This window comes from Frigoribacterium sp. MCBA15_019 (genome assembly GCF_001864945.1).
Taxonomy (GTDB): domain Bacteria; phylum Actinomycetota; class Actinomycetes; order Actinomycetales; family Microbacteriaceae; genus Frigoribacterium.
Genome location: NZ_MJGS01000002.1, coordinates 249,306 through 269,354 on the forward strand (window position 1 = coordinate 249,306; position 20,049 = coordinate 269,354).

Annotated in this window: 23 protein-coding genes; 16 read left to right on the forward strand and 7 right to left on the reverse strand. The window is 71.0% G+C overall.

Translation table 11 applies throughout. The features are described 5' to 3' along the window. Positions 1-67: 67 nt before the first annotated feature. The gene (locus BIV04_RS06100; protein WP_071255172.1) at positions 68-1,030 is read right to left on the reverse strand and encodes a cation diffusion facilitator family transporter; all 963 of its coding nucleotides are present in this window, start codon (positions 1,028-1,030) and stop codon (positions 68-70) included. A gap of 47 nt (positions 1,031-1,077) precedes the next feature. Here BIV04_RS06100 and proC point away from each other — a divergent pair, with 47 nt between their 5' ends. Continuing rightward, entirely contained in the window at positions 1,078-1,929 is an 852-nt protein-coding gene (gene proC, locus BIV04_RS06105; RefSeq protein ID WP_071255174.1) for a pyrroline-5-carboxylate reductase, read from the forward strand. 10 nt (positions 1,930-1,939) lie between these two features. Here proC and BIV04_RS16705 read toward each other — a convergent pair whose 3' ends face one another. Genes BIV04_RS16705 through BIV04_RS06120 form a run of 3 tightly spaced genes read right to left on the reverse strand, consistent with a single transcriptional unit; the run spans position 1,940 to position 4,781 of the window. Next, the gene (locus BIV04_RS16705; RefSeq protein ID WP_071255175.1) at positions 1,940-2,626 is read right to left on the reverse strand and encodes a DUF6584 family protein; all 687 of its coding nucleotides are present in this window, start codon (positions 2,624-2,626) and stop codon (positions 1,940-1,942) included. A 42-nt stretch (positions 2,627-2,668) separates the two neighbouring features. Next, a complete protein-coding gene (locus tag BIV04_RS06115; RefSeq protein ID WP_054146335.1) occupies positions 2,669-3,340 on the reverse strand; it encodes a TrkA family potassium uptake protein in 672 nt (223 codons plus the stop codon). Beyond that, positions 3,333-4,781, reverse strand: a complete 1,449-nt coding sequence (locus BIV04_RS06120) for a TrkH family potassium uptake protein (RefSeq protein ID WP_369825291.1) — start codon at positions 4,779-4,781, stop codon at positions 3,333-3,335. The genes BIV04_RS06115 and BIV04_RS06120 overlap by 8 nt, the downstream gene beginning before the upstream one ends. 36 nt (positions 4,782-4,817) lie before the next feature. Here BIV04_RS06120 and BIV04_RS06125 point away from each other — a divergent pair, with 36 nt between their 5' ends. The 4 genes from BIV04_RS06125 (at position 4,818) to BIV04_RS06135 (ending at position 6,225) form a co-directional block, all read left to right on the forward strand. Continuing rightward, the gene (locus BIV04_RS06125; RefSeq protein ID WP_071255178.1) at positions 4,818-5,354 is read left to right on the forward strand and encodes a helix-turn-helix transcriptional regulator; all 537 of its coding nucleotides are present in this window, start codon (positions 4,818-4,820) and stop codon (positions 5,352-5,354) included. Between the two features lie 114 nt (positions 5,355-5,468). Continuing rightward, on the forward strand, positions 5,469-5,663 hold the full coding sequence (locus BIV04_RS06130) for a helix-turn-helix domain-containing protein (protein ID WP_043593002.1): 195 nt from the start codon (positions 5,469-5,471) through the stop codon (positions 5,661-5,663). Positions 5,664-5,769: 106 nt separating this feature from the next. Beyond that, positions 5,770-5,868: a 30S ribosomal protein bS22 gene (locus tag BIV04_RS16410; RefSeq protein ID WP_003792170.1), complete on the forward strand. Its 99-nt coding sequence runs from the start codon at positions 5,770-5,772 to the stop codon at positions 5,866-5,868. A 90-nt stretch (positions 5,869-5,958) separates the two neighbouring features. Continuing rightward, the gene (locus BIV04_RS06135; protein ID WP_071255180.1) at positions 5,959-6,225 is read left to right on the forward strand and encodes a glutaredoxin family protein; all 267 of its coding nucleotides are present in this window, start codon (positions 5,959-5,961) and stop codon (positions 6,223-6,225) included. 78 nt (positions 6,226-6,303) lie between these two features. Here BIV04_RS06135 and aspS read toward each other — a convergent pair whose 3' ends face one another. Further along, positions 6,304-7,638 carry an aspartate--tRNA(Asn) ligase gene (gene aspS / locus BIV04_RS06140; RefSeq protein ID WP_071255181.1) on the reverse strand — a complete coding sequence of 445 codons (1,335 nt, stop codon included), beginning with the start codon at positions 7,636-7,638 and terminating at the stop codon, positions 6,304-6,306. A gap of 122 nt (positions 7,639-7,760) precedes the next feature. Between aspS and BIV04_RS06145 the strand changes: the two genes are divergently transcribed. The 5 genes from BIV04_RS06145 to ccsB are packed head-to-tail and all read left to right on the forward strand — an operon-like array spanning position 7,761 to position 12,631. After that, positions 7,761-8,408: a histidine phosphatase family protein gene (locus tag BIV04_RS06145; RefSeq protein WP_071255185.1), complete on the forward strand. Its 648-nt coding sequence runs from the start codon at positions 7,761-7,763 to the stop codon at positions 8,406-8,408. After that, positions 8,405-9,031 carry a TlpA disulfide reductase family protein gene (locus tag BIV04_RS06150; protein WP_055971224.1) on the forward strand — a complete coding sequence of 209 codons (627 nt, stop codon included), beginning with the start codon at positions 8,405-8,407 and terminating at the stop codon, positions 9,029-9,031. The genes BIV04_RS06145 and BIV04_RS06150 overlap by 4 nt, the downstream gene beginning before the upstream one ends. Then, the gene (locus BIV04_RS06155; RefSeq protein WP_071255187.1) at positions 9,032-9,796 is read left to right on the forward strand and encodes a cytochrome c biogenesis CcdA family protein; all 765 of its coding nucleotides are present in this window, start codon (positions 9,032-9,034) and stop codon (positions 9,794-9,796) included. Beyond that, a complete protein-coding gene (locus BIV04_RS06160) occupies positions 9,780-11,618 on the forward strand; it encodes a cytochrome c biogenesis protein ResB (protein WP_071255189.1) in 1,839 nt (612 codons plus the stop codon). Before BIV04_RS06155 ends, BIV04_RS06160 begins: the two co-directional genes overlap by 17 nt. Next, positions 11,618-12,631: a c-type cytochrome biogenesis protein CcsB gene (gene ccsB / locus BIV04_RS06165; RefSeq protein WP_071255190.1), complete on the forward strand. Its 1,014-nt coding sequence runs from the start codon at positions 11,618-11,620 to the stop codon at positions 12,629-12,631. Before BIV04_RS06160 ends, ccsB begins: the two co-directional genes overlap by 1 nt. A 45-nt stretch (positions 12,632-12,676) precedes the next feature. On the opposite strand, the gene BIV04_RS06170 is transcribed toward ccsB, so the two are convergent. Next, on the reverse strand, positions 12,677-13,693 hold the full coding sequence (locus tag BIV04_RS06170) for an o-succinylbenzoate synthase (RefSeq protein ID WP_071255191.1): 1,017 nt from the start codon (positions 13,691-13,693) through the stop codon (positions 12,677-12,679). Between the two features lie 42 nt (positions 13,694-13,735). Between BIV04_RS06170 and BIV04_RS06175 the strand changes: the two genes are divergently transcribed. The 4 genes from BIV04_RS06175 (at position 13,736) to BIV04_RS06190 (ending at position 17,389) form a co-directional block, all read left to right on the forward strand. After that, entirely contained in the window at positions 13,736-14,170 is a 435-nt protein-coding gene (locus tag BIV04_RS06175) for a hypothetical protein (protein WP_071255192.1), read from the forward strand. A gap of 43 nt (positions 14,171-14,213) precedes the next feature. Next, entirely contained in the window at positions 14,214-15,122 is a 909-nt protein-coding gene (locus tag BIV04_RS06180) for a 1,4-dihydroxy-2-naphthoyl-CoA synthase (protein WP_071255193.1), read from the forward strand. Between the two features lie 76 nt (positions 15,123-15,198). Continuing rightward, positions 15,199-16,404 (forward strand): AMP-binding protein, encoded by a 1,206-nt coding sequence (locus tag BIV04_RS06185; RefSeq protein WP_071255194.1) that lies wholly within the window; start codon positions 15,199-15,201, stop codon positions 16,402-16,404. A gap of 28 nt (positions 16,405-16,432) precedes the next feature. Beyond that, positions 16,433-17,389 (forward strand): 1,4-dihydroxy-2-naphthoate polyprenyltransferase, encoded by a 957-nt coding sequence (locus tag BIV04_RS06190; RefSeq protein WP_083396196.1) that lies wholly within the window; start codon positions 16,433-16,435, stop codon positions 17,387-17,389. 63 nt (positions 17,390-17,452) lie between these two features. Here BIV04_RS06190 and BIV04_RS06195 read toward each other — a convergent pair whose 3' ends face one another. After that, positions 17,453-17,743 carry a DUF4229 domain-containing protein gene (locus BIV04_RS06195; RefSeq protein WP_071255197.1) on the reverse strand — a complete coding sequence of 97 codons (291 nt, stop codon included), beginning with the start codon at positions 17,741-17,743 and terminating at the stop codon, positions 17,453-17,455. Between the two features lie 177 nt (positions 17,744-17,920). Here BIV04_RS06195 and BIV04_RS06200 point away from each other — a divergent pair, with 177 nt between their 5' ends. After that, positions 17,921-18,280 carry a PLD nuclease N-terminal domain-containing protein gene (locus BIV04_RS06200; protein ID WP_071255198.1) on the forward strand — a complete coding sequence of 120 codons (360 nt, stop codon included), beginning with the start codon at positions 17,921-17,923 and terminating at the stop codon, positions 18,278-18,280. After that, positions 18,281-20,035 (forward strand): 2-succinyl-5-enolpyruvyl-6-hydroxy-3-cyclohexene-1-carboxylic-acid synthase, encoded by a 1,755-nt coding sequence (menD, locus tag BIV04_RS06205; RefSeq protein ID WP_071255199.1) that lies wholly within the window; start codon positions 18,281-18,283, stop codon positions 20,033-20,035. The last annotated feature ends 14 nt before the right edge of the window (positions 20,036-20,049 follow it).

A 20,049-nucleotide genomic window follows, 5' to 3' on the forward strand; every position in this document is an offset into this window, starting at 1 on the left:
GAGCGACGCCGAACCGAGCGGCGTCGGACCGCACCGGCGCCGCTGGCCGACCCGCGCTTCCTCGGGGTCAGTCGGCGGCGCGGATGACGATCGCGTCGGTCGGCGGGTCGACCTGGCCCGGCTTCACCCAGACGTCGGGTTCGACGTAGATGACGCGGGCGATCGGCACGGCCTCGCGGATGCGCGACTCGACGGCGTTGATGGCGCTGGCGACGTCGGCCAGCACGGTGCGGCCGGGCATCGCGACCTTGACGCCGACGAGCAGCTCGTCGGGGCCGAGGTAGAGCGTCTTCATGTGGATGATCGACTCGACCTCGGGGCCGCCGGTGACGGCCGCGCGGATCTTCGCGACGTCGTCGGCCGAGGCACCCTCGCCGACGAGCAGGCTCTTCGTCTCGATGCCGAGGATGATCGCGACGGCGACGAGCAGCACGCCGATCGCGAGGGTGCCGATCGCGTCGAACACGCCGTCACCGGTGATCCAGGTCAGCACGACGCCGATCATGGCGAACGACAGGCCCAACAGGGCGGCGGCGTCCTCGAGCAGCACGACCGGAAGCTCGGGGGCCTTGGCGCGGCGCACGAACGAGACCCAGCTCTGCTGGCCCTTGCTCGGTCGGGACTCGCGGATCGCCGTGCGCAGCGAGAACCCCTCGAGGGTGAGCGAGATCGCGAGCACGAGCACCGGCAGCCAGGGCACCTCGAGCGGGTGCGGCTCGCGCAGCTTCTCGACGCCCTCGTAGAGCGAGAAGACACCGCCGACGCTGAACAGGATGATCGACACGACGAAGGCGTAGACGTAGCGCTCCCGGCCGTAGCCGAACGGGTGCTCGGCGTCGGCCGCCTTCTTGGACTTGCGACCGCCCAGCAGCAGCAACACCTGGTTGCCCGAGTCGGCCAGCGAGTGGACGCCCTCGGCGAGCATCGACGACGATCCCGAGAAGGCCCAGGCGATGAACTTCGTCACCGCGATGCCCAGGTTCGCGCTGAGTGCGGCGATGATCGCCTTGTTGCCGCCGTGACTGCTCATCGGTCTCGATCCCCTCGTGTGGTCCTGGTCGATCCTAGGATGGCCGGATGGCCACCACCCTCCCCACCACAGCGATTCTCGGAGCCGGCTCGATGGGCGGTGCGATCCTGCAGGGTCTGCTGCGCCCCGAGGTGACCGTCGACGGGGGTGTGCGGGTGACGAACCGCACCGAGGTCAAGGCCCGGGCGCTGCGGCACGGCGCCGTCACCTCGCTCGCGACCGAGACCGACCCGAGCGCCAACTCCTCGGCGGTCGTCGGTGCGCGGTTGGTCTTGATCGGCGTGAAACCGCACATGGTGGTCGACCTCCTGCACGAGATCGGTCCCGTGCTCGACGCGGGTGCCGTCGTGGTGAGCCTCGCCGCCGGCGTCACGACCGCCACGATGGAGGCGGCCCTGCCCGAGTCGATCTCGGTGCTGCGTTCGATGCCGAACACGCCCTCGCACGTGGGTCTCGGGGTGACCGGGCTCAGCGCCGGCTCGCGCTCGACCGACGCCGACCTCGACCTGGCCCGCTCGCTCTTCGCGGTGGTCGGCGACGTCGTGGTCGTCCCCGAGTCGCAGATCGACGCGCTCAGCACGATCTCGGGTTCGGGCCCCGCCTACGTCTTCTACCTGATCGAGCAACTGCAGGAGGCGGCGGTCGCCTTGGGCTTCACCCGCGCGCAGGCCGCCACCATGGTGCAGGGCACGTTCCGCGGCGCGAGCGAGCTGCTCGCGACGAGTGACGTCCTGCCGGCCGACGCCGCGCCCGCCGAGCTGCGTCGCCGGGTCACCAGCCCCGGCGGCACGACCGAGCGCGCCGTCGCCGAGCTCGCCGACGGCGGCCTGCTCGAGCTGTTCGAGCGGGCCACGCAGGCCGCCCTCGCCCGCAACCGCGAGATCGCCGAAGGCAGCTGACCCGCTTCCCTCAGGAGGTGCCGGTGCGGCCCTTGTCCCGCCGGACGCGTTCGGCGAACCAGCGACGTGAGCGTCGGGTGGACGGCAGTCGAACCGCGAGCACGATGAGGCGGACGACGATGACCGCCCCGTAGGCGCAGAGGGTTCCCATGCCGACGCCGACCCAGAGTTCCGCCCATGTCGTCGGGACCCACGGGGGCTGACCGGGTTCATCCGACGGGCCGCCGAAGAAGGCCGAGACGACGGAGGCATCGACCCCGACGAGGACACCGCCGAGTGCGGTGGGAACGGCGAGCATGAGGGTTTCGAAGGCATCGTCCGCGACGGTCGTCGTCCCCCTCATCAGGCGACGGCCCTCGCGCTCGACGAGGTGCTCGAACTCCACGACCTCGCCCGTGGGGTCGAGTTCGGTGAGCCACCGCCGCCGTGGCACGAAGAGGATCTTCAGGAGTCGGCCGCGGTCCGTGGCGCCTGTGCGAACGGCCCATCTGGCGAACGCCTGCCGCTCTGCCGACGTCGACGCCCCGGGGACCAACAACCCCCAACGCCCCGCCTGATCCGCGTGGCCCGCCGTCCGGTGGTTCGCTGCCAACGCGGCCCGCGCCTCCTGGTCCTCGGGGTGGTGGTGGAGGTGCTGCCTCAGCCTCGAGCGCTCGACGCGCATCGCCGCCAGATCGGCCTCGGTCGGGTGCTCCACGAGGTCATCTTGCCGGAGAACAGTTGCCCCGGCGGGCCGCGGTCAGCCCTCGAGGGCGGCGAAGCGTTCGATCGCGCGGCTGTCACCCGACACGATGATCAGGTCGTGGTTGCTGATGACCGTGTCGGGGGTGGCCTCGACGAACGCGCCCCCGGGGCTCTTCACGCCGACGATGGTGATGCCGTACTTCTTCCGGATGTTCGACGCGGCCAGCGAGGCACCGCGGACGGGCTTCGGCGGATACATCTTGACGATCGCGAAGGCGTCGTCGAACTCGATGTAGTCGAGCATCCGGCCCGAGACGAGGTGCGCGACGCGCTCGCCGGCCTCGCGCTCGGGGTAGATCACGTGGTTCGCGCCGATGCGGGCGAGGATCTTGCCGTGCGACTGGCTGATCGCCTTCGCCCAGATCTGCGGCACCTTCAGGTCGACCAGGTTGGCCGTGATGAGCACGCTGGCCTCGATGGACGAGCCGACGGCGACGACCGCGATCGAGAAGTCCTGCGCACCGATCTGCTTGAGTGCGTCGATGCTGCGTGCGTCGGCCTGCACCGCGTGCGTCACGCGGTCGGCCCACTTCTGCACGAGCCCGGCGTCGGTGTCGACGGCGAGCACGTCGCGGTCCTGACGTTCGAGCTGCCCGGCGGTGGCGGCGCCGAAGCGGCCGAGGCCGATGACGAGCACCGGGGCGTCGTGCTTGATCTTGTCAACCAACGATCGGTCGCTCCTCGGCTCGGGTGAACAGCTGGCGTCGTTGGCTGGCGGCCAGGGCGACGGAGAGTGTCACTGTACCAACGCGGCCCATCCACATCGTGACCGCCAGGATGTACTTCGCCGAGTCCGGGAGCCGGTCGGTCAGCCCCGTGCTGAGGCCGGACGTCGCGAAGGCCGAGATGGTCTCGAACAGCACGTGGTCGAGCGGCTCCTTCGTGATGTGCATGATCAGGATGCTCGACACCGCCACGATCGTCGCGCCCCACAGCACGACGCTGACGGCCAGGCGCAGGACGTCGCTGGGGATGCGACGGCCGTAGGCCTCCATCGACCGCTGACCGCGCGCCTCGGCGAACGCGGCGAGGAACAGGACGGCGAGCGTCGTGACCTTGATGCCGCCGGCCGTCGAGGCCGAGCCGCCGCCGATGAACATGAGCATGTCGGTGACGAGCAGGGACGAGCCGTTGAGGTCGGAGATCTGGATCGTCGAGAAGCCGCCCGACCTCGTCATCATGCTGAGGAAGAGCGACTGGAACACCGTCGGTCCGGCCGCGATGCCGCCGAACGTCTTCGGGTTGTCGAACTCGAGGACGATGTAGAGCACCATGCCGAACACGATCAGGATCGCCGTCGTGACGAGGGTCAGCTTCACGTGGACCGACCAGCGGCGGGGGTTGCGGGGGTTCCGGGCCAGGGCGTAGATCACCGGGAACCCGATGCTGCCGAGGAACACCCCGACCATGATCAGGCTGAGGAACCAGTAGTCGTTCTCGAACGCGGCGAGTCCCTCGGCGTTCGGCGTGAACCCCGTGTTCGTGAAGGCCATGGCCGAGTAGTAGAAGCTGTCGAGCACGGCGTCGCCGACGGGGATGCCGTCGATCAGCATGCGGGGGATCATCAGCACGGCGATCACGAGCTGGATCACGAACGAGCTGAGCGCCACCGTCGTCAGCAGGCCACCGATCTCGCCGAGACGCACCGCCTGACCCTCGGGCACCGGGCCGGCGTGCACCCGCAGCGGGTTCTGGTCGCCGGCGGCCATCAGTCGGGCGCGGAGGCCGAGCTTCCGCGAGACGACGAGACCCATGATCGAGGCCAACGTGAGCACGCCGATCGCCCCGATCTGCACGCCGACGAAGATGACGACGTGGCCGAACACGGACCAGTGGGTGGCCATGTCGACGGTCGCGAGGCCGGTCACGCAGATGACCGAGACGGCCGTGAAGACGGAGTCGGCCAGCGGGGTGATCGTCCGGTCGGCCGACGAGATCGGCAGCGAGAACAGCAGCGTGAAGACGACGATCAGGCCGGTGAAGATCAGGATGGCGAAGCGCGCGGGCGACTTGCGACCGATGTCGTCGATCGCGTCGCTGAGTCTGCGCCAGGGCGAGCGGCCGGGGTCCGAGGGGCGGCGTCGACCGGCGACGGGGGCGCGAGTCACGACGGTCATGCTATCCCGGGTCACTACGCTGGTCGCATGCCGGACATCTTCGCCGTGATCGCCGACGCCACCCGCCGAGACCTCCTGAAGGTGCTGCTCGACGCGTCGCTGTCGACCGACTCCGCCAACGCCGACATCAGCGTGGGCGAGATGGTCACGTCGCTCGGCGTCAGCCAGCCGACGGTCTCGAAGCACCTGCGGGTGCTGCGCGAGGCCGGTCTCGTGCGGGTCCGCGAAGAGGGACAGCACCGCTACTACTCGCTCGAGCCGGGGCCGCTCGAGGTCGTCGAGGACTGGTTGATCCCCTTCGTCAGCGCCGACTCGTTGACCTCCGAGGCCCTGGCCAGCACGCCGTTCGCGGCCTGGGCCGGGGCCACCGTGCCCGCCCCGCTCCGGAGGGCGGCCGAGAACCTGCCCGACGCCGAAGACGTCGGGAGCACGCTGGGTCGCTACGCGGCCGGGGCGCAGTACCGCGCCTCCTCGGCCCTGCACGACGCGCAGAGCGCGCTCGGTGCCCTCGACGAGCGCGTCATCGATCCCGTGCGCAAGCGCCTGGGACGCACCGGGCAGTAGCGTCCGACCGACCTTTACACTGAGTCACACGCGCCCCTAGAGTTGCCCCCAGGCACACGGGAAACACCCGTCTGCTCCACAGCCCCGCCCCGGGGCCCGAGTCGAGGCAGGGTCATGTCCCAGGATCTGTCGGATGTGCGGTTCCTCACGGTCGCCGAGGTGGCCGACATGATGCGCGTGTCGAAGATGACCGTCTACCGCATGGTCCACTCGGGCGAGCTCCCGGCGATCCGCTTCGGGCGGTCCTTCCGCGTGCCGGAATCGGCCGTCGCAGCCGTGCTGCGCATCGGCATCGCCGACGTCGGCTAGGCCACTTCGACTTTCTCGGGCCGTCCTAGTAGACTGACCCGAGGCATTTTTCCGCGGTTCTGTTTCGGACCCGGTCGGTCCAATCCAGAAATCAGTGAGGTCCTCTATGGGTTCTGTCATCAAGAAGCGTCGCAAGCGCATGGCGAAGAAGAAGCACCGCAAGTTGCTTCGCAAGACTCGTCACCAGCGTCGCAACAAGAAGTAGTCGCTCGACACGAAGGCCCCCGCCGACCACCGGTCGCCGGGGGCCTTCGTCGTGCCCGGGGGCCACTCGGCCCTCGCTACCCTTGACGGCATGGCCGAACCGCGAATCACCCTCCTGACCAAGCCGGGCTGCCACCTGTGCGACGACGCCCGGTCCGCGCTGCACGACGTGCTGGCAGAGGCCGAGTTCGCCGATGCCGCCCTTCCCGTCCACGAGAAGAACATCCTCGACGACGCCGAGCTCACCGCCGAGTACGCCGAAGAGATCCCCGTCGTGTTGATCGACGGTCGCGTCCACACCATCTGGCGCGTCGAGCCCGAGCGCCTGCGGGCGGCACTCCGCGCTGCCGTCCTCTAGGTCGGTCGCACACGCGCAACGGAAAGAAGCCCCGACGAGATCGCTCTCGTCGGGGCTTCTGTGGTTCGTGCGGCGGGCCTACGGCTGGAGGCGCGTGGGGCCGCGGAAGAGGAAGGTCACCTCGCGCAGGTTGGCCTGGTGCAGCATGAGCATCAGCACGCGGGCGAGGCCCATGCCGAAGCCACCGTGCGACGGGGCGCCGTACCGGAAGAAGTCGAGGTAGCTCGAGAGCTCTTCGGGCTTCATGCCCTTCTCGCGGATCTGCTGCTCGAGCACCTCGATGCGGTGCTCGCGCTGCGCACCCGTGGTGATCTCGGTGCCGCGGTAGATCAGGTCGTAGCTCTTGGTGAGCTGCGGGTCGTCGTCATGACGCATGTGATAGAACGGCCGGATCGAGGCGTCGTAGTCCGTCAGGTACACGAAGTCGTGTCCGAACTGCTCCGCGACGTACTCGGCGATCCGGCGCTCGCCCTCGGGGTCCATGTCGGCGTCGGCGCGGGGCACCTCGTAGCCGCGCTCCGCCACGATGCGCTTGGCCTCGGCCAGGGGGATACGCGGGAACGGCACGGTGGGCACCACGACGTCGACGTCGAAGAGCTCCTTGATCTCGGCGCCGTGCTTGTCGGCCACGGCCTGGAAGGCGAAGGCCAGCAGCTGCTCCTGCATCTGCATGACGTCCTCGTGGCTCTCGACGTAGCTGATCTCGGCGTCGACCCCCGTGAACTCGGTCGCATGGCGCGACGTGAACGACGGGTCGGCGCGGAACACCGGGGCGATCTCGAAGATCTTGCCGAAGCCGGCCGACTGGGCCATCTGCTTGAAGAACTGCGGGCTCTGCGCCAGGTAGGCGACACCGTCGAAGTAGTCGACCTTGAACAGCTCGGCGTTCGACTCGCTCGGGGTCGCCATGAGCTTCGGGGTGTGGATCTCGACGTAATCGCGCTCGATCCACCAGGTGCGCAGGGCGTGCTCGAAGGTCGTCTGCACGCGGAAGATCAGGGCGTTGCGGGGGACGCGCAGGTCGAGGAAGCGCCAGTCGAGGCGCTTGTCGATGCTGCTGTCGGCCGCGATCGGGGTCTCGGGGTCGGCCAGCGAGTCGATGACGAGCGTCTCGACCTTGACCTCGATGCCGCCGAGCTTGACGCGCTCGTCGTGCTTGAGTTCGCCCGTGACGGTGACGAAGCTGCCCTGCGACAGCGACGAAATGGCGTCGGCGACGTCGTCGGTCTCGCCCGCGGCCTCGAGTACGTCCGCGGCCGTGCGGGGGCGGACCAGCTGGAGGGCGCCGGTCTCGTCGCGGAGGACGACGAACTGCACCTTCTTCTGGTCACGCACCGTCTCGACCCAGCCGGTCACGGTCACGGGTCCGTCGGGCAACGCGGACAGGTCTTTGATGAGGGTGCGTTCGATCACGAGGCCCGAGTTTACAGTCACCGCCTCTCGCGGCCCCGCCGGACCGTCCGCCCGGGGCCCCGGCGAGCTTGGGGCTTCCCGTGTGGGAGGTGTGCAGGCGGTCCCGACCTAGACTCGTTCGCATGCCCGCGCAGCAGATCCACCTCGTCCGGCACGGTGAGGTGCACAATCCCGAGCACGTGCTCTACGGCCGCCTCGACGGGTTCGGCCTGAGCGATCTCGGCCACCGGATGGCGGCCGCCTCGGCCGACGCCTTCCACGAGCAGGGCGTTCCCGTCCGTGCCGTCTTCGCCTCACCGCTGCAGCGCACCCGCGAGAGCGCCGCGCCGTGGTCGGCGGCCTTCGGGCTCGAGACGCAGGTCGACGAGCGGCTGGTCGAGCCGAGCAACAAATACGAGGGGCGCCGCAGCGACTTCAGCATCGCCAAGCAGCTCAAGGTGCCGGCCGAGTGGCCGTGGATCGTCAACCCCCTGAAGCCCAGCTGGGGCGAGGCCTACGTCAGCATCGCCGCCCGCATGCTCTCGGCGATCGACGAGGCCTGGTCGAGCGTCGACGAGGGCGACGTCGTGCTCGTCAGCCACCAGCTGCCCATCTGGATGGTCCACCGGAGCGTCACCGGCGCCCGCCTGTTCCACGATCCGCGCCGCCGCCGCTGCACGCTCTCGAGCATCACCACGCTCGAACGCCGCGAGGGGGGCTTCGTCGAGGTCGGCTACCAGGAACCCGCTGCACACTTGAACGAGTCCGCCGTCGACCTGGGAGCAGTGTGAGCCAGACCATCCGCCCGACCCGCGCCCGTCTCGTGGCCCGCGGCCTCGCCCTGGCCGGCGTGGTCGCCCTCGTCGCCACGGGGTGCTCGTCCACGGCCGACGACCTCGCGACGCAGTACGGCAACGGCACCACCGAGAACTACATCTCGGGCAACGGCACCGTGACCGAGATCGCGCCCGAGGACCGCACCGACCCGGTCGCGTTCACGGCCGAGACCGACGCCGGCGAGACCGTCTCGCGGTCCGACCACGAGGGCGAGGTCGTCGTCCTGAACTTCTGGTACGCCGCGTGCCCGCCCTGCCGCCTCGAGGCGCCCGAGCTCGAGAAGCTCAACCAGTCGTACGCCGACAAGGGCGTCGAGTTCCTCGGCGTCAACGTGCGCGACCAGGCCGACACCTCCCTGGCCTTCGCCCGCACCTTCGACGTCACCTACCCGTCGGTCGTCGACGCCAACGACGGGGCCGTCCAACTCGCCCTCGCGGGCACGATCGCGCCCAACGCCGTCCCGACCACGATCGTCCTCGACAAGCAGGGCCGCATCGCGGCGCGCATCCTGGGCGGTCTCGACGGGCCGAGCATCCTCGACACCCTGATCTCCGACACCCTCGCCGAGACGTCCTAGGTGTACCAGGGCAATCCCTTCTTCGACGCGGTCGTGGGCGGTCAGCTCGCGGTCGGCCTGCCGGTCGCCCTGCTGGCGGGGCTCATCTCGTTCCTGTCGCCCTGCGTGCTGCCTCTCGTGCCGGGGTACCTCGGTTACGTCGGCGGTCTGACCACCGGGGCGACCGAGGCAGGGGCCAAGCGTCGCGACCGCCGCCGGCTCGTGCTCGGCGTCGTCCTGTTCATCCTCGGCTTCTCGGTCGTCTTCGTCGGCACCTCGCTCGCCTTCGCCTCGGCGGGGTTCTGGCTGATTCAGTGGCGCGAGGTCGTGACGCGCGTCATGGGCGTCGTGGTGATCCTGCTCGGCCTCGTCTTCATCGGACAGTTCACGTTCCTGCAGCGCACCCTGAAGCCCGGGTTCCTCCCGAAGACGGGCCTCGCCGGGGCGCCGCTGCTCGGCATCGTCTTCGGCATCGGGTGGACGCCGTGCATCGGCCCGACCCTGGCCGCGGTGCAGGTGCTCGCCCTGGGTTCGGGCTCGGCCTGGCAGGGCGTCCTGCTCGGGGCCTTCTACTGCATCGGCCTCGGGGTGCCGTTCCTGCTCGTCGCGCTCGGCTTCGGCTGGGCCTCACGGTCCATCTCGTTCGTCAAGCGGCACATCCGCGTCGTCAACATCGTCGGAGGGTCACTGCTCGTGCTCATCGGTCTGCTCATGGTCACGGGCCTCTGGTCCAGCCTCATGTCGCACGTCGGGGCGGTGATCGCGACCTATGGCACGATCGTCTGACCGCGACGGGGGCGACGCGACCCGCGCCTCCTCGGCCGCCGCCGGCACCGACACCGGGGTGACCGACACCGAGCTGACCGACGCCGACGCGACCGACGTCGGCGGCGACCCGTTGCGCCCGAGCGACCACATCGACTCGGTCCGCCCGGGGCCTTCCGACGGTGCGGGCATCACGCAGCCCAAGCTCGGCCCCCTGGGCTACCTCCGCTTCTTCTGGCGGCAGCTGACCAGCATGAAGACCGCGCTCTTCCTGCTGATGCTGCTCGCCGTCGCGGCGATCCCCGGCTCGCTCGTGCCGCAGCGCACCTCCGACCCCAACGGCGTCGTCCAGTACCGCACCGACCACCCCGACCTGTTCCCCGTGCTCGAAAAGCTCGGCGTCTTCGACACCTACTCGTCGCCCTGGTTCTCGGCCGTCTACCTGCTGCTCTTCATCTCGTTGATCGGCTGCATCATCCCGCGCACGCGGCACCACTTCGAGGCGCTGCGGGCCCGCCCGCCGAAGACCCCCGCGCGGCTGTCGCGCCTGGCCGGCTACCGTTCGATCACCCTCGAGACCGCAGGAGGCGCGGGTGACGACCCGATCACGGCCGCCCGGGCCGTCGACGCGGCCCGTGCCCAGCTGAAGCGCTCCGGCTACCGCACACAGGTCTTCGGCGACTCGGTCAGCGCCGAGCGCGGTTACCTGCGCGAGACCGGCAACCTGGTCTTCCACTCGGCCCTCGTCGGGGTGCTGCTGACCGTCGGGGTCGGTGGCGGCTTCGGCTACTCGGGCCAGCGCGTCGTCGTCGAGGGGCAGACGTTCTCGAACGTCCTCGGCTCGTACGACTCCTTCAACCCGGGACGCTGGTTCGACGAGACACAGCTCTCGCCGTTCTCGATCGCGCTCGACGAGTTCTCGACCGAGTACGCGCCGGACACCGCGGGCGCCGCCGGCATGGCCACCGACTTCACCGCCGACGTCACCGCCCAGGCGCGGGGCGGCGACGCCGAGAAGACGCAGATCAAGGTCAACTCGCCCCTGTCGATCGGCGGCTCGAACGTCTACCTGCTGGGCAACGGCTACGCGGTCGACGTGACGGTGCGCGACGGCGAGGGCAACGTCGCCTTCCGCGACACGGTGCCGTTCCTGCCGCAGGACACGAACCTGACCTCGCTCGGCGTCATCAAGGTGCCCGACGCCCTGCCCGACCAGCTCGGCATGATCGGGTTCTTCTACCCCACGGCGGCGGACAACGGCACGGGGGCCCTGACGTCCACCGATCCGGACACCACGAACCCCGTGCTCAGCCTGAACGTCTACTCGGGCGACCTCGGGCTCGACGCGGGCGTGCCGACGTCGGTCTACACGCTCGACACCGACGGCCTGACCCCGTTGGCCGGCACCGACGACGACGCGCAGGAGAAGGCCGTCCAGCTGACCCCGGGCGAGACCGCGACGATCCCCGACGGTCTGGGCACGATCACCTTCGACGGCGTCAAACGATTCGCCTCGTTCGACATCCACCACGACCCGTCGCAGGTCTGGGTGCTGCTCTTCGCCGGGCTCTCGTTCGCCGGTCTGCTGACCGCGCTGTTCGTGCCGCGCCGCCGGGTCTGGGTCAAGGCGACCGAGACCGACGAGGGCGTCCGGCTCGAGTACGCCGGGCTCGCCCGCGGCGAGGACCCCACGCTCGGACGTGCCGTCGGCGACATCGCCAAGACGCACCTCGGCGGTCTGGGCGTCCCGGCCGACGTCGCCCGCGAGGTGGCCGACGACCCGTCCCGTCACGACGTCGAGAAACCCGGCCCCGACGCGGGTGGACGCGGACGTAAGATCTGATGGTGACCGCCGACCTCGCCTACTACTCGCTCGTCGCCGTGTACTCGGCGATGGCCATCTACACGATCTCGTTCGTGGCCTTCGCGCTCGACCTGGCGAAGCGGTCCGGTGACGCCCAGCAGGCGGCGGCCCGTGCCGCCAAGGCCGAGGCCCTCGCGACGGCGTCCGTCTCGCGCTCGGCAGCGGGTGGCAGCACGGTCGTCCTCGACCGACCGTCGCGCGGTGGGGGTGGTGGGGCCTCAGCCCCCACCGGTGCGCCTGCCAAGGCGTCGAGCTTCGAGCGCGTCGCCATCGCGATGATGCTGCTCGGGTTCGTCGTGCACGTCGCCTCGGTCGTGCTGCGCGGCCTCGCCGCCGGTCGCGTGCCGTGGGCCAACATGTTCGAGTTCTCGCTGACCGGCACCGCGATCATCGTCGGCGTGTACCTGGCCGTGCAGCTGGTGGTCAACCTGCGGTTCCTCGGCGCGTACGTCATGGGCCTCAACCTGGTGCTGCTCGCCATCGGCACCGTCAACTACTACGTGGCGGTCTCGCCGCTGCCGCCGGCGCTCCAGTCGGCGTGGTTGGTGATCCACGTCTTCGTGGCCATCCTCGGCACGGCGTTCTTCGCCATCGCCGCCGGGCTCTCGGCTGCCCAGCTCGTGCAGACCAAACGTGAGCAGTCCAAGCTCGCCGGTCTGCGCTTCCTCGACACCCTCCCCGGTGCCGAGCGCCTCGAAGACCTGGCCTACCGCATCGCGCTCGTCGGCTTCGTCCTCTGGACCTTCACCCTCATCGCCGGTGCCATCTGGGCCGAGCGGGCCTGGGGTCGCTATTGGGGCTGGGACACCAAAGAGGTCTGGACGTTCATCATCTGGGTGCTCTACGCCGGGTACATCCACGCGCGGGCGACCCGCGGGTGGCGTGGGGCCCGCTCGTCGTGGTTGTCGATCATCGGCTTCGCCGCCGTCATGTTCAACTTCTCGGTCGTTAACGTCTTCTTCAAGGGTCTGCACGCCTACTCGGGTCTCTGATCGACCGGCGCTTCGGCGCCGCCCCGTGAACCGCGTGAACCGACGTCAGTCGGCGAGCACCTCGTACGAAGCGCGAAGCCGCTCCAGCCACATCCTCCGACGGTCGTCGTCCACGGCGTGAAGGCGGAGCAGGTCGACGTCGACGTCGACACGGCGTACGTCGATCGCCCCGTCGACGGGCAGCAGGGGATCGCGCGTCACGTCGGCCCCGAGCAGAGCGGCCGTGCCGAGACCGCAGTCGTGGCGGAGGTCCGTCACGGCGGCGGCGAGGTGCGCGCCCATGCTGAGCCCGACCGACGTGTCGAGGGCGCTCGAGACGACGACGGGCAGCCCGGCAGCAGCGACGATCCGGAGTGCGGCGGTGACGCCTCCGAGCGGTTGGGCCTTGATCACGAGGAGGTCCGCGGCGCCGGCCCGGGCGACGGCCAGCGGGTCGTCGGCCTTCCGGACGCTCTCGTCGGCCGCGACGAGCACGCCCAGCCCCGAGACGCGGCGTCGCAGCTCGGCGAGCTCGGACACCGTGGCGCACGGTTGTTCCGCGTACTCCAGGGCGTACGGTGCCAGGCCGACCAGCGCCTCCTCGGCCGACTCGACCGACCATCCCCCGTTGGCGTCGACGCGGACGCGGCCCTCGGGGCCGACCCACTCGCGGGCCGCGGCGACGCGGGCGATGTCGTCCGCGAGGGTCTGGCCGCGTTCGGCGACCTTGACCTTGACCGTCCGGCAACCGCGGTAGCGGGCGAGCACGTCGGGCACCCGGTCGGCGGCGACCGCAGGCAGGGTGGCGTTGACCGGCACCCGACGGGCACCCACATCGGGGAGCCGGCCCCAGCCGAAGTGGATCGTGGCCGCGAGCCAGGCTGCCGACTCGGCCGGCCCGTACTCGAGGAAGGGGCTGAACTCGGTCCAGCCCGAGGGGCCCTCGACCACCAGGGCCTCGCGCTCGTCGAGCCCGCGGAAGCGCGTGCGGAGAGGGAGGCGGACGACGTGGGCGTCCTCGACCAGTTCGGCCAGGGGAGGCAGCGGGGGAGCGGTGGACGGCGCACGGTCGACGGTCGGCATCCGCTCAGTGTCGCACCGGCGACCCCGGTAAGGTCGTGCGTCATGGTCGACCGCGAACCCGTACCCGCCCGAGAACCGGAGTGGTCACCCGACGAGCGTGCCGCCCGGGGGAGTGACGGCAGCGGCCGCGACGCGTCGGAGCCCGACGACCTCCAGGTCTTCGACGGCCCCGGTCACGACGTGGTCGACCGGCCTCCGCGCAGCCGACGGCTGGGCGTCGTCACGTTCGTCCTGGCGATCGTGCTGCTCGCCCTCGACGGACTGGCCCTGGGCCTCCTCGCCGCGGACGCCGTGAGCCCGGCCGCCGTCCTCGCCCTCGTCAACCTGTTGGCCTCGATCGTCGTCGGGGTCGTCGGGCTGATGGCCGTCGTCATGCGTCGTGGTCGCTGGTGGGGGGTGGCCGCGGTGGTCCTCAGTTCGCTGTCGAACCCGTTCGTGCTCGTCTGGCTGATCGGGCGGTTCGTCTCGACGGTATGACCCCGGTCGGGGCGAGGTCGGGCCCCGTCGGTAGGCTGGCGACATGGCTTCCGAGGTGTCCGACCTGTTCGATCCGACCGAGTGGCGCAGCGTCGAGGGCTTCGACTCCCTGACCGACGTCACCTACCACCACAGCGTCGACGGCCGTGTGGCCCGCGTGGCCTTCGACCGTCCCGAGGTGCGCAACGCGTTCCGGCCGCACACGGTCGACGAGCTCTACCGGGTGCTCGACGACGCCCGCATGAACAGCCGCCTCGGGGTCGTCCTGCTCACCGGCAACGGTCCCAGCGCGAAGGACGGCGGCTGGGCGTTCTGCAGCGGCGGAGACCAACGCATCCGTGGTCGTGACGGCTACAAGGCCGAGGGCGACCAGGCGAACGTGCCCGACCCGGCGTCGGCCGGACGGCTGCACATCCTCGAGGTGCAGCGGTTGATCCGGTTCATGCCCAAGGTCGTCATCGCCGTGGTGCCCGGATGGGCCGCCGGCGGTGGGCACTCCCTGCACGTGGTCTGCGACCTGACCGTCGCGAGCCGGGAACACGGCAAGTTCAAGCAGACCGATGCCGACGTGGGCTCGTTCGACGCGGGGTACGGAAGCGCCTACTTCGCCAAGCAGATCGGGCAGAAGTTCGCCCGCGAGGTGTTCTTCCTCGCGGAAGAGTACAGCGCCGATCGCGCCTACGAGATGGGGGCCGTGAACCGCGTCGTGCCGCACGCCGACCTCGAACGCGAGGCGCTCGCCATGGCCCGCACCATCCTGACGAAGTCCCCGACCGCCATCCGCATGCTCAAGTTCGCCTTCAACGCGACCGACGACGGCATCGTCGGCCAGCAGGTCTTCGCGGGCGAGGCGACCCGTCTCGCCTACGGCACCGACGAGGCCGTCGAGGGGCGCGATTCGTTCCTCGAGAAGCGGGCGCCCGACTGGTCGCCCTTCCCCTGGCAGTACTGATGTCCGCGTCCGCGAGTCCGACGGGGCCGGGCGACCGCTCGGGTCGCCCCCGACGGTCCGTCCGGAGGCGCGGCGCGTGACCCGCCCCCTGCTCGCCGTCGACGCGCGTGACCCCGGTGCCGTGCTCGACGCGCTCCGGGTCGCGCTCGAGGGTGGTCCCGCCGTCGCCCCCCGGACCGACGACCGCGTGCCCGTCGACCTGCCCGGTGTCGTGCCGCAGGCGGTGTCACTGGTCGTCGAGACCAGTGGCTCGAGCGGCCGCCCGAAGCGCGTGGCGCTGTCCTCGGACGCCGTGCTCGCCGGTGCCGCCGCGGCCGACGGTGCCCTGGCCGGGCCGGGGCAGTGGGTGCTCGCCCTGCCGGCGCACTACGTCGCGGGCCTGAACGTGCTGGTCCGCTCGCTCGCCGCCGGTACCGAGCCGGCCCTGCTCGCGCCGGGGCACTTCGACGTCGGCGCCTTCGTCGCCGCCGCCGAGCGTCTGGATCACCCCGTCCGGTACTCGTCCCTCGTCCCGGCCCAGCTGTCGACGGCGCTCGACGTCGCCGAGGCCGACCCCGCCGTCGCCGACGTGTTGCGCCGCTTCGACGCCCTGCTGGTCGGTGGGCAGGCGACCCCCGCCCCCCTCGTCGAGCGGGCCCGCCGCCTCGGCGTCACCGTCGTGCGCACCTACGGGTCGAGTGAGACCAGCGGTGGGTGCGTGTACGACGGCGTGCCCGTGGGTCGCACTCGCGTCGAGGTCGTCGACGGCCAGGTTGAGCTGAGCGGGCCGTCGCTCGCCGAGGGGTACCTCGACGATCCGGAGCGCACGGCCGCGGCCTTCGTCATGCGCGACGGCCTGCGGTGGTACCGCACGGGCGACGCGGGCACGGTGTCGTCCGACGGTTCGCTGACCATCAGCGGCCGGCTCGACGACGTGATCGTCTCGGGCGGTGAGAAGGTGTCGCTCGGCGTCGTCGAGCGGGTCGTGCGCGAGCAGTCGGGGCTCGCCGACGCCGTGGTCGTCCGCGCGGCGCACGCCCGGTGGGGCGAGGTGCCCGTCGTGGTCACCGGCACCGCGCCTCCTGCACCGACGTCGGCCGACGACCTGGCCGCCGACGACCTGGCGGCCGACGACTCGGCGGCCGACGACCTCGCGGCCCTGCGGTCCGCGGTGGCGGCCGTCGCCGGTCGTGCCGCGGCACCCGACCGCATCGTCCGGGTCGACACGGTGCCCCTGCTCGCCAGCGGCAAGCCGGACCGGGTGGCCCTGACCCGCCTGGTCGCCGACCTCGCGGCAAGCTGATAGCCGGCTGCGAACTAGACTCGACCCCGTGGCGAAGACGAAGACCTCGACCCCCAAGCGCAGCGGCCGCCCCGGTGGCCGACCCGGCGGGCGGCCCGGCAAGCAGCCGGTCCGTCGCGTGACGGCCGGCGACTGGATCGGCGGTGCGCGCCTGCGCACCCTGCCGCTGGGCATCGCCCCGGTCGCCCTCGGCACCGGCGTCGCCCGGGCGAACGGCGGCTGGGACCTCACCCTGGCGCTGCTCTGCCTCGCCGTCGCGGTGTTCCTCCAGGTCGGCGTCAACTACTCGAACGACTACTCGGACGGCATCCGCGGCACCGACGACTTCCGGGTGGGGCCCTCGCGCCTGACCGGTTCGGGCAGCGTCCGCCCGAAGACCGTGCTGAAGGTGGCGCTCGCGTTCTTCGCCCTCGCAGCCGTCGCCGGTGTCGTCGTCGTCATCATCACCCAGATCTGGTGGCTGCTCGCGGTCGGTGCCGCCGCGGTCGTCGCCGCCTGGTTCTACACGGGCGGCAAACGGCCCTACGGCTACAACGCCCTGGGCGAGCTCTTCGTCTTCGTGTTCTTCGGGCTCGTCGCGACCGTGGGCACGACGTTCGTGCAGCTGCGAGAGTTCCCGTTCGACGCCTGGGTGGCGGGCGTCGCCGCGGGACTGTTCGCCTGCGCGGTCCTGATGATCAACAACGTGCGCGACATCCCGCAAGACACCGCCGCCGGCAAGCGCACCCTCGCGGTCGTCGTCGGCGACCCGGTGGCGCGGGCGCTCTACGCGCTCTTCCTGCTGCTGCCGTTCTTCATCCTCGTGTACTTCGCGTTCCTGTACCTGCACGCGCCCTACGTCTACTTCACGCTCATCGTCGCGGTGCCCGCCGCAGTCATCGGCGTCACGGGCAAGACCCCTCGCGAGCTCATCCTCGCCCTGCAGCTGTCCTCGCTGACGGCCCTGGTCTGGGCTCTCGCCCTGTCGGCGGCGCTCTTCTTCTAGGGGGCTGCCCTTCTCGGGGGCTGTTCTCCCCGGGATCTGCCCCGGACGTTCGGCCCGGGAGGGTCAGGCGTGGTCGTCGGTGCGGCGCGCGCGATCGGCGTCGGCGTCGTCGGCGATCGCCTCGTCCTCGGCGACCGAGTCGTCGTCGAGCTTCGCCGGGCGCGACCGGCGGTCGGCGAGGTCGAGGGCGACCTTGCGGCGCAGCGGGGCGAAGAACAGGTACGAGACGCAGAAGCCGACGACCGCCGCGATCAGCGTGGCCCAGAAGGGGTCGAACCTCAGCACCAGCAGCAGGCCCAGCACGACGGCGAACAGGCCGAGGCGGACGATCGAGTACTTGAGCCAGGGTTTCACGACGAGGAGTCTACGGTCCGCGAGGTGTGCGCCCGCCGCGCGGCGGACGGCCCGCCCTGACCCGACCCGTGGGGCCGAGGAGGCGCGGTGCAGCACCGCCGGGAGTCGTACGTCACAGCTCCGCAACGGCCGACCGACCATCAGGCGTTGCACCGGATCGAGAACTAGGCTCGGTCCATGGTCAGGCTCTTCATCGTGGGCATCGTCGCCGCGGCGGCATTCGTCATCTTCGCGCTCATCGATTGCCTGTTCGCCGACGCCTCGCGGTTCCGGGCGTTGAACAAGCCGCTCTGGGCCGTCATCATCGTCCTCCTCCCCGTCATCGGTGCCGTGCTGTGGTTCGTGCTCGGGCGGGCCCGGAAGAACGGTCGCCCCGCCGCCCCGCGCACGGTCGCACCCGACGACGACCCCGAGTTCTCGGGGACGTCCTGGCGTACGACGAGCGACCTCGACCGCGAGACGACCGACGAGCGCATCCGTCGACTCGAGCAAGAGCTGCTCGACCTCGACAACGACGACAAGACCGGCAAGCAGTAAGTGACCAGCCCGTCGACCGAGTACGCCCTGTCGCTGCTCGCGTCCCTCGCCGACGCCGGTGTCCGTGACGTCGTCCTCAGCCCCGGCTCCCGCAGCCAGGCCCTGGCCCTCGCCGCCGCCGAGTTCGAGACCGCCGGCCGGCTGTCGGTGCACGTCCGCATCGACGAGCGCTCGGGTGGGTTCCTCGCGCTGGGCCTCGCCGCCGAGACGGGCGTCCCGAGCGTGGTGATCACCACGTCGGGGACCGCCGTGGCGAACCTCCACCCCGCCGTGCTCGAGGCGCACCACTCGGGTGTGCCACTGATCGTGCTGACCGCCGACCGTCCCCTCGAGATGCGCGGGATCGGCTCGAACCAGACCACGGTGCAACCGGGCCTCTTCGCGAGCGCCGTCGGCTGGGTGCGCGACGTCGAGGCACCGCGCTCCGGTCCCGTCGACCACGCGGCCGTCCGCACCCTCGCCCGCGAGGCCGTCGCCGAGGCCCTCGGTGGCGACTCCCACGGTGCCCTCGGGCGTTCACGCGGTCCGGTCCAGTTGAACGTCGCGTTCCGCGAGCCCCTGTCGTCCGGCGAGCAGCCGCTGCCCGTCGCCCACCCTCAGCCCGTCGAGATCGCGCCCGCGGCGGCACCGGTCGCCCTCGAGGTGGACGTCGACCCCGCGACCCTGGTCGTCGCCGGGCACGCCGCCGGCCCCGAGGCCGAGGCCGTCGCCCGGGCGCTGGGCGCCCCCCTCGTGGCCGAGGTGTCGAGCGGGGCACGTTTCGGGCCGCACCTGGTCTCGTCGTACCGTGCCCTGCTCGACGACGCCGACTTCGGCGGCCGGGTCCGTCGTGTGGTGGTCTTCGGTCACCCGACCCTCAGCCGTCAGATCCCGTCGCTGCTCACCCGTGACGGGGTCGAGGTCGTCGTCGTCCGTGCGGCGGGGGCCGAGGCCTACGACCCGAGTCGCTCGGCCCGCGTGGTCGAGGCCATCGAGGTGACCCGCGCCTCCTCGGGGTCCGGTTCGATCGACGACGGCGTCCATCGTGCGTGGGTGGGGCGCTGGGTGCACACCGGCCGTCGGCTGGCCGAGGCCGAGGCCGAGGCCGACGTTGCCCGGCCGGACGCCGATGACGCCGACGCCACCACGGTTACGGGTGCGTCCGATCGCAGCGAAGCGGCCGAGCAGGCCGAGTTCCTGCGGCGCGAGGTCCAGCTGCTGCGTCGGCCGGTCACGCGTCGAGCCCTGGCCGAGGCCCTCTGGCGCGTCAGCTGGCCGCACGACCGCCTCGTGCTGGGGGCGTCGAGACTGATCCGCGAGCTCGACCAGGTCGTGCCGGGCAAGAAGATCCCCGTGCACGCCAACCGGGGGCTCGCGGGCATCGACGGCACGATCGCGACCGCCACGGGCATCGCGCTCGCCAGCCAGCGCGACGACCCCGCAGCCGGCACCACCCGGGTGCTCGTCGGCGACCTGACGTTGCTGCACGACGTCGGCTCGATGCTCCTCGGTCTCGGCGAGACCAGGCCCCGGCTGCAGGTGGTCGTCGGCAACGACGGTGGCGGCACCATCTTCGACGGGCTCGAGGTCGCCGCCACGGCGTCGCCCGAGGCGATGACCCGCGTGCAGTTCACCCCGCACGAGGTCGACCTCTCGGCCCTCGCCCTGGCCTACGGCTGGCAGTACGTCGAGACGGCCACGCGGGCAGAACTCGATCAGGCTCTCGTGGCCCGGTACGACGGCCCGGTGCTGATCGAGGTGCCCCTCTCTCGCTGATCGTCCGCCCCACG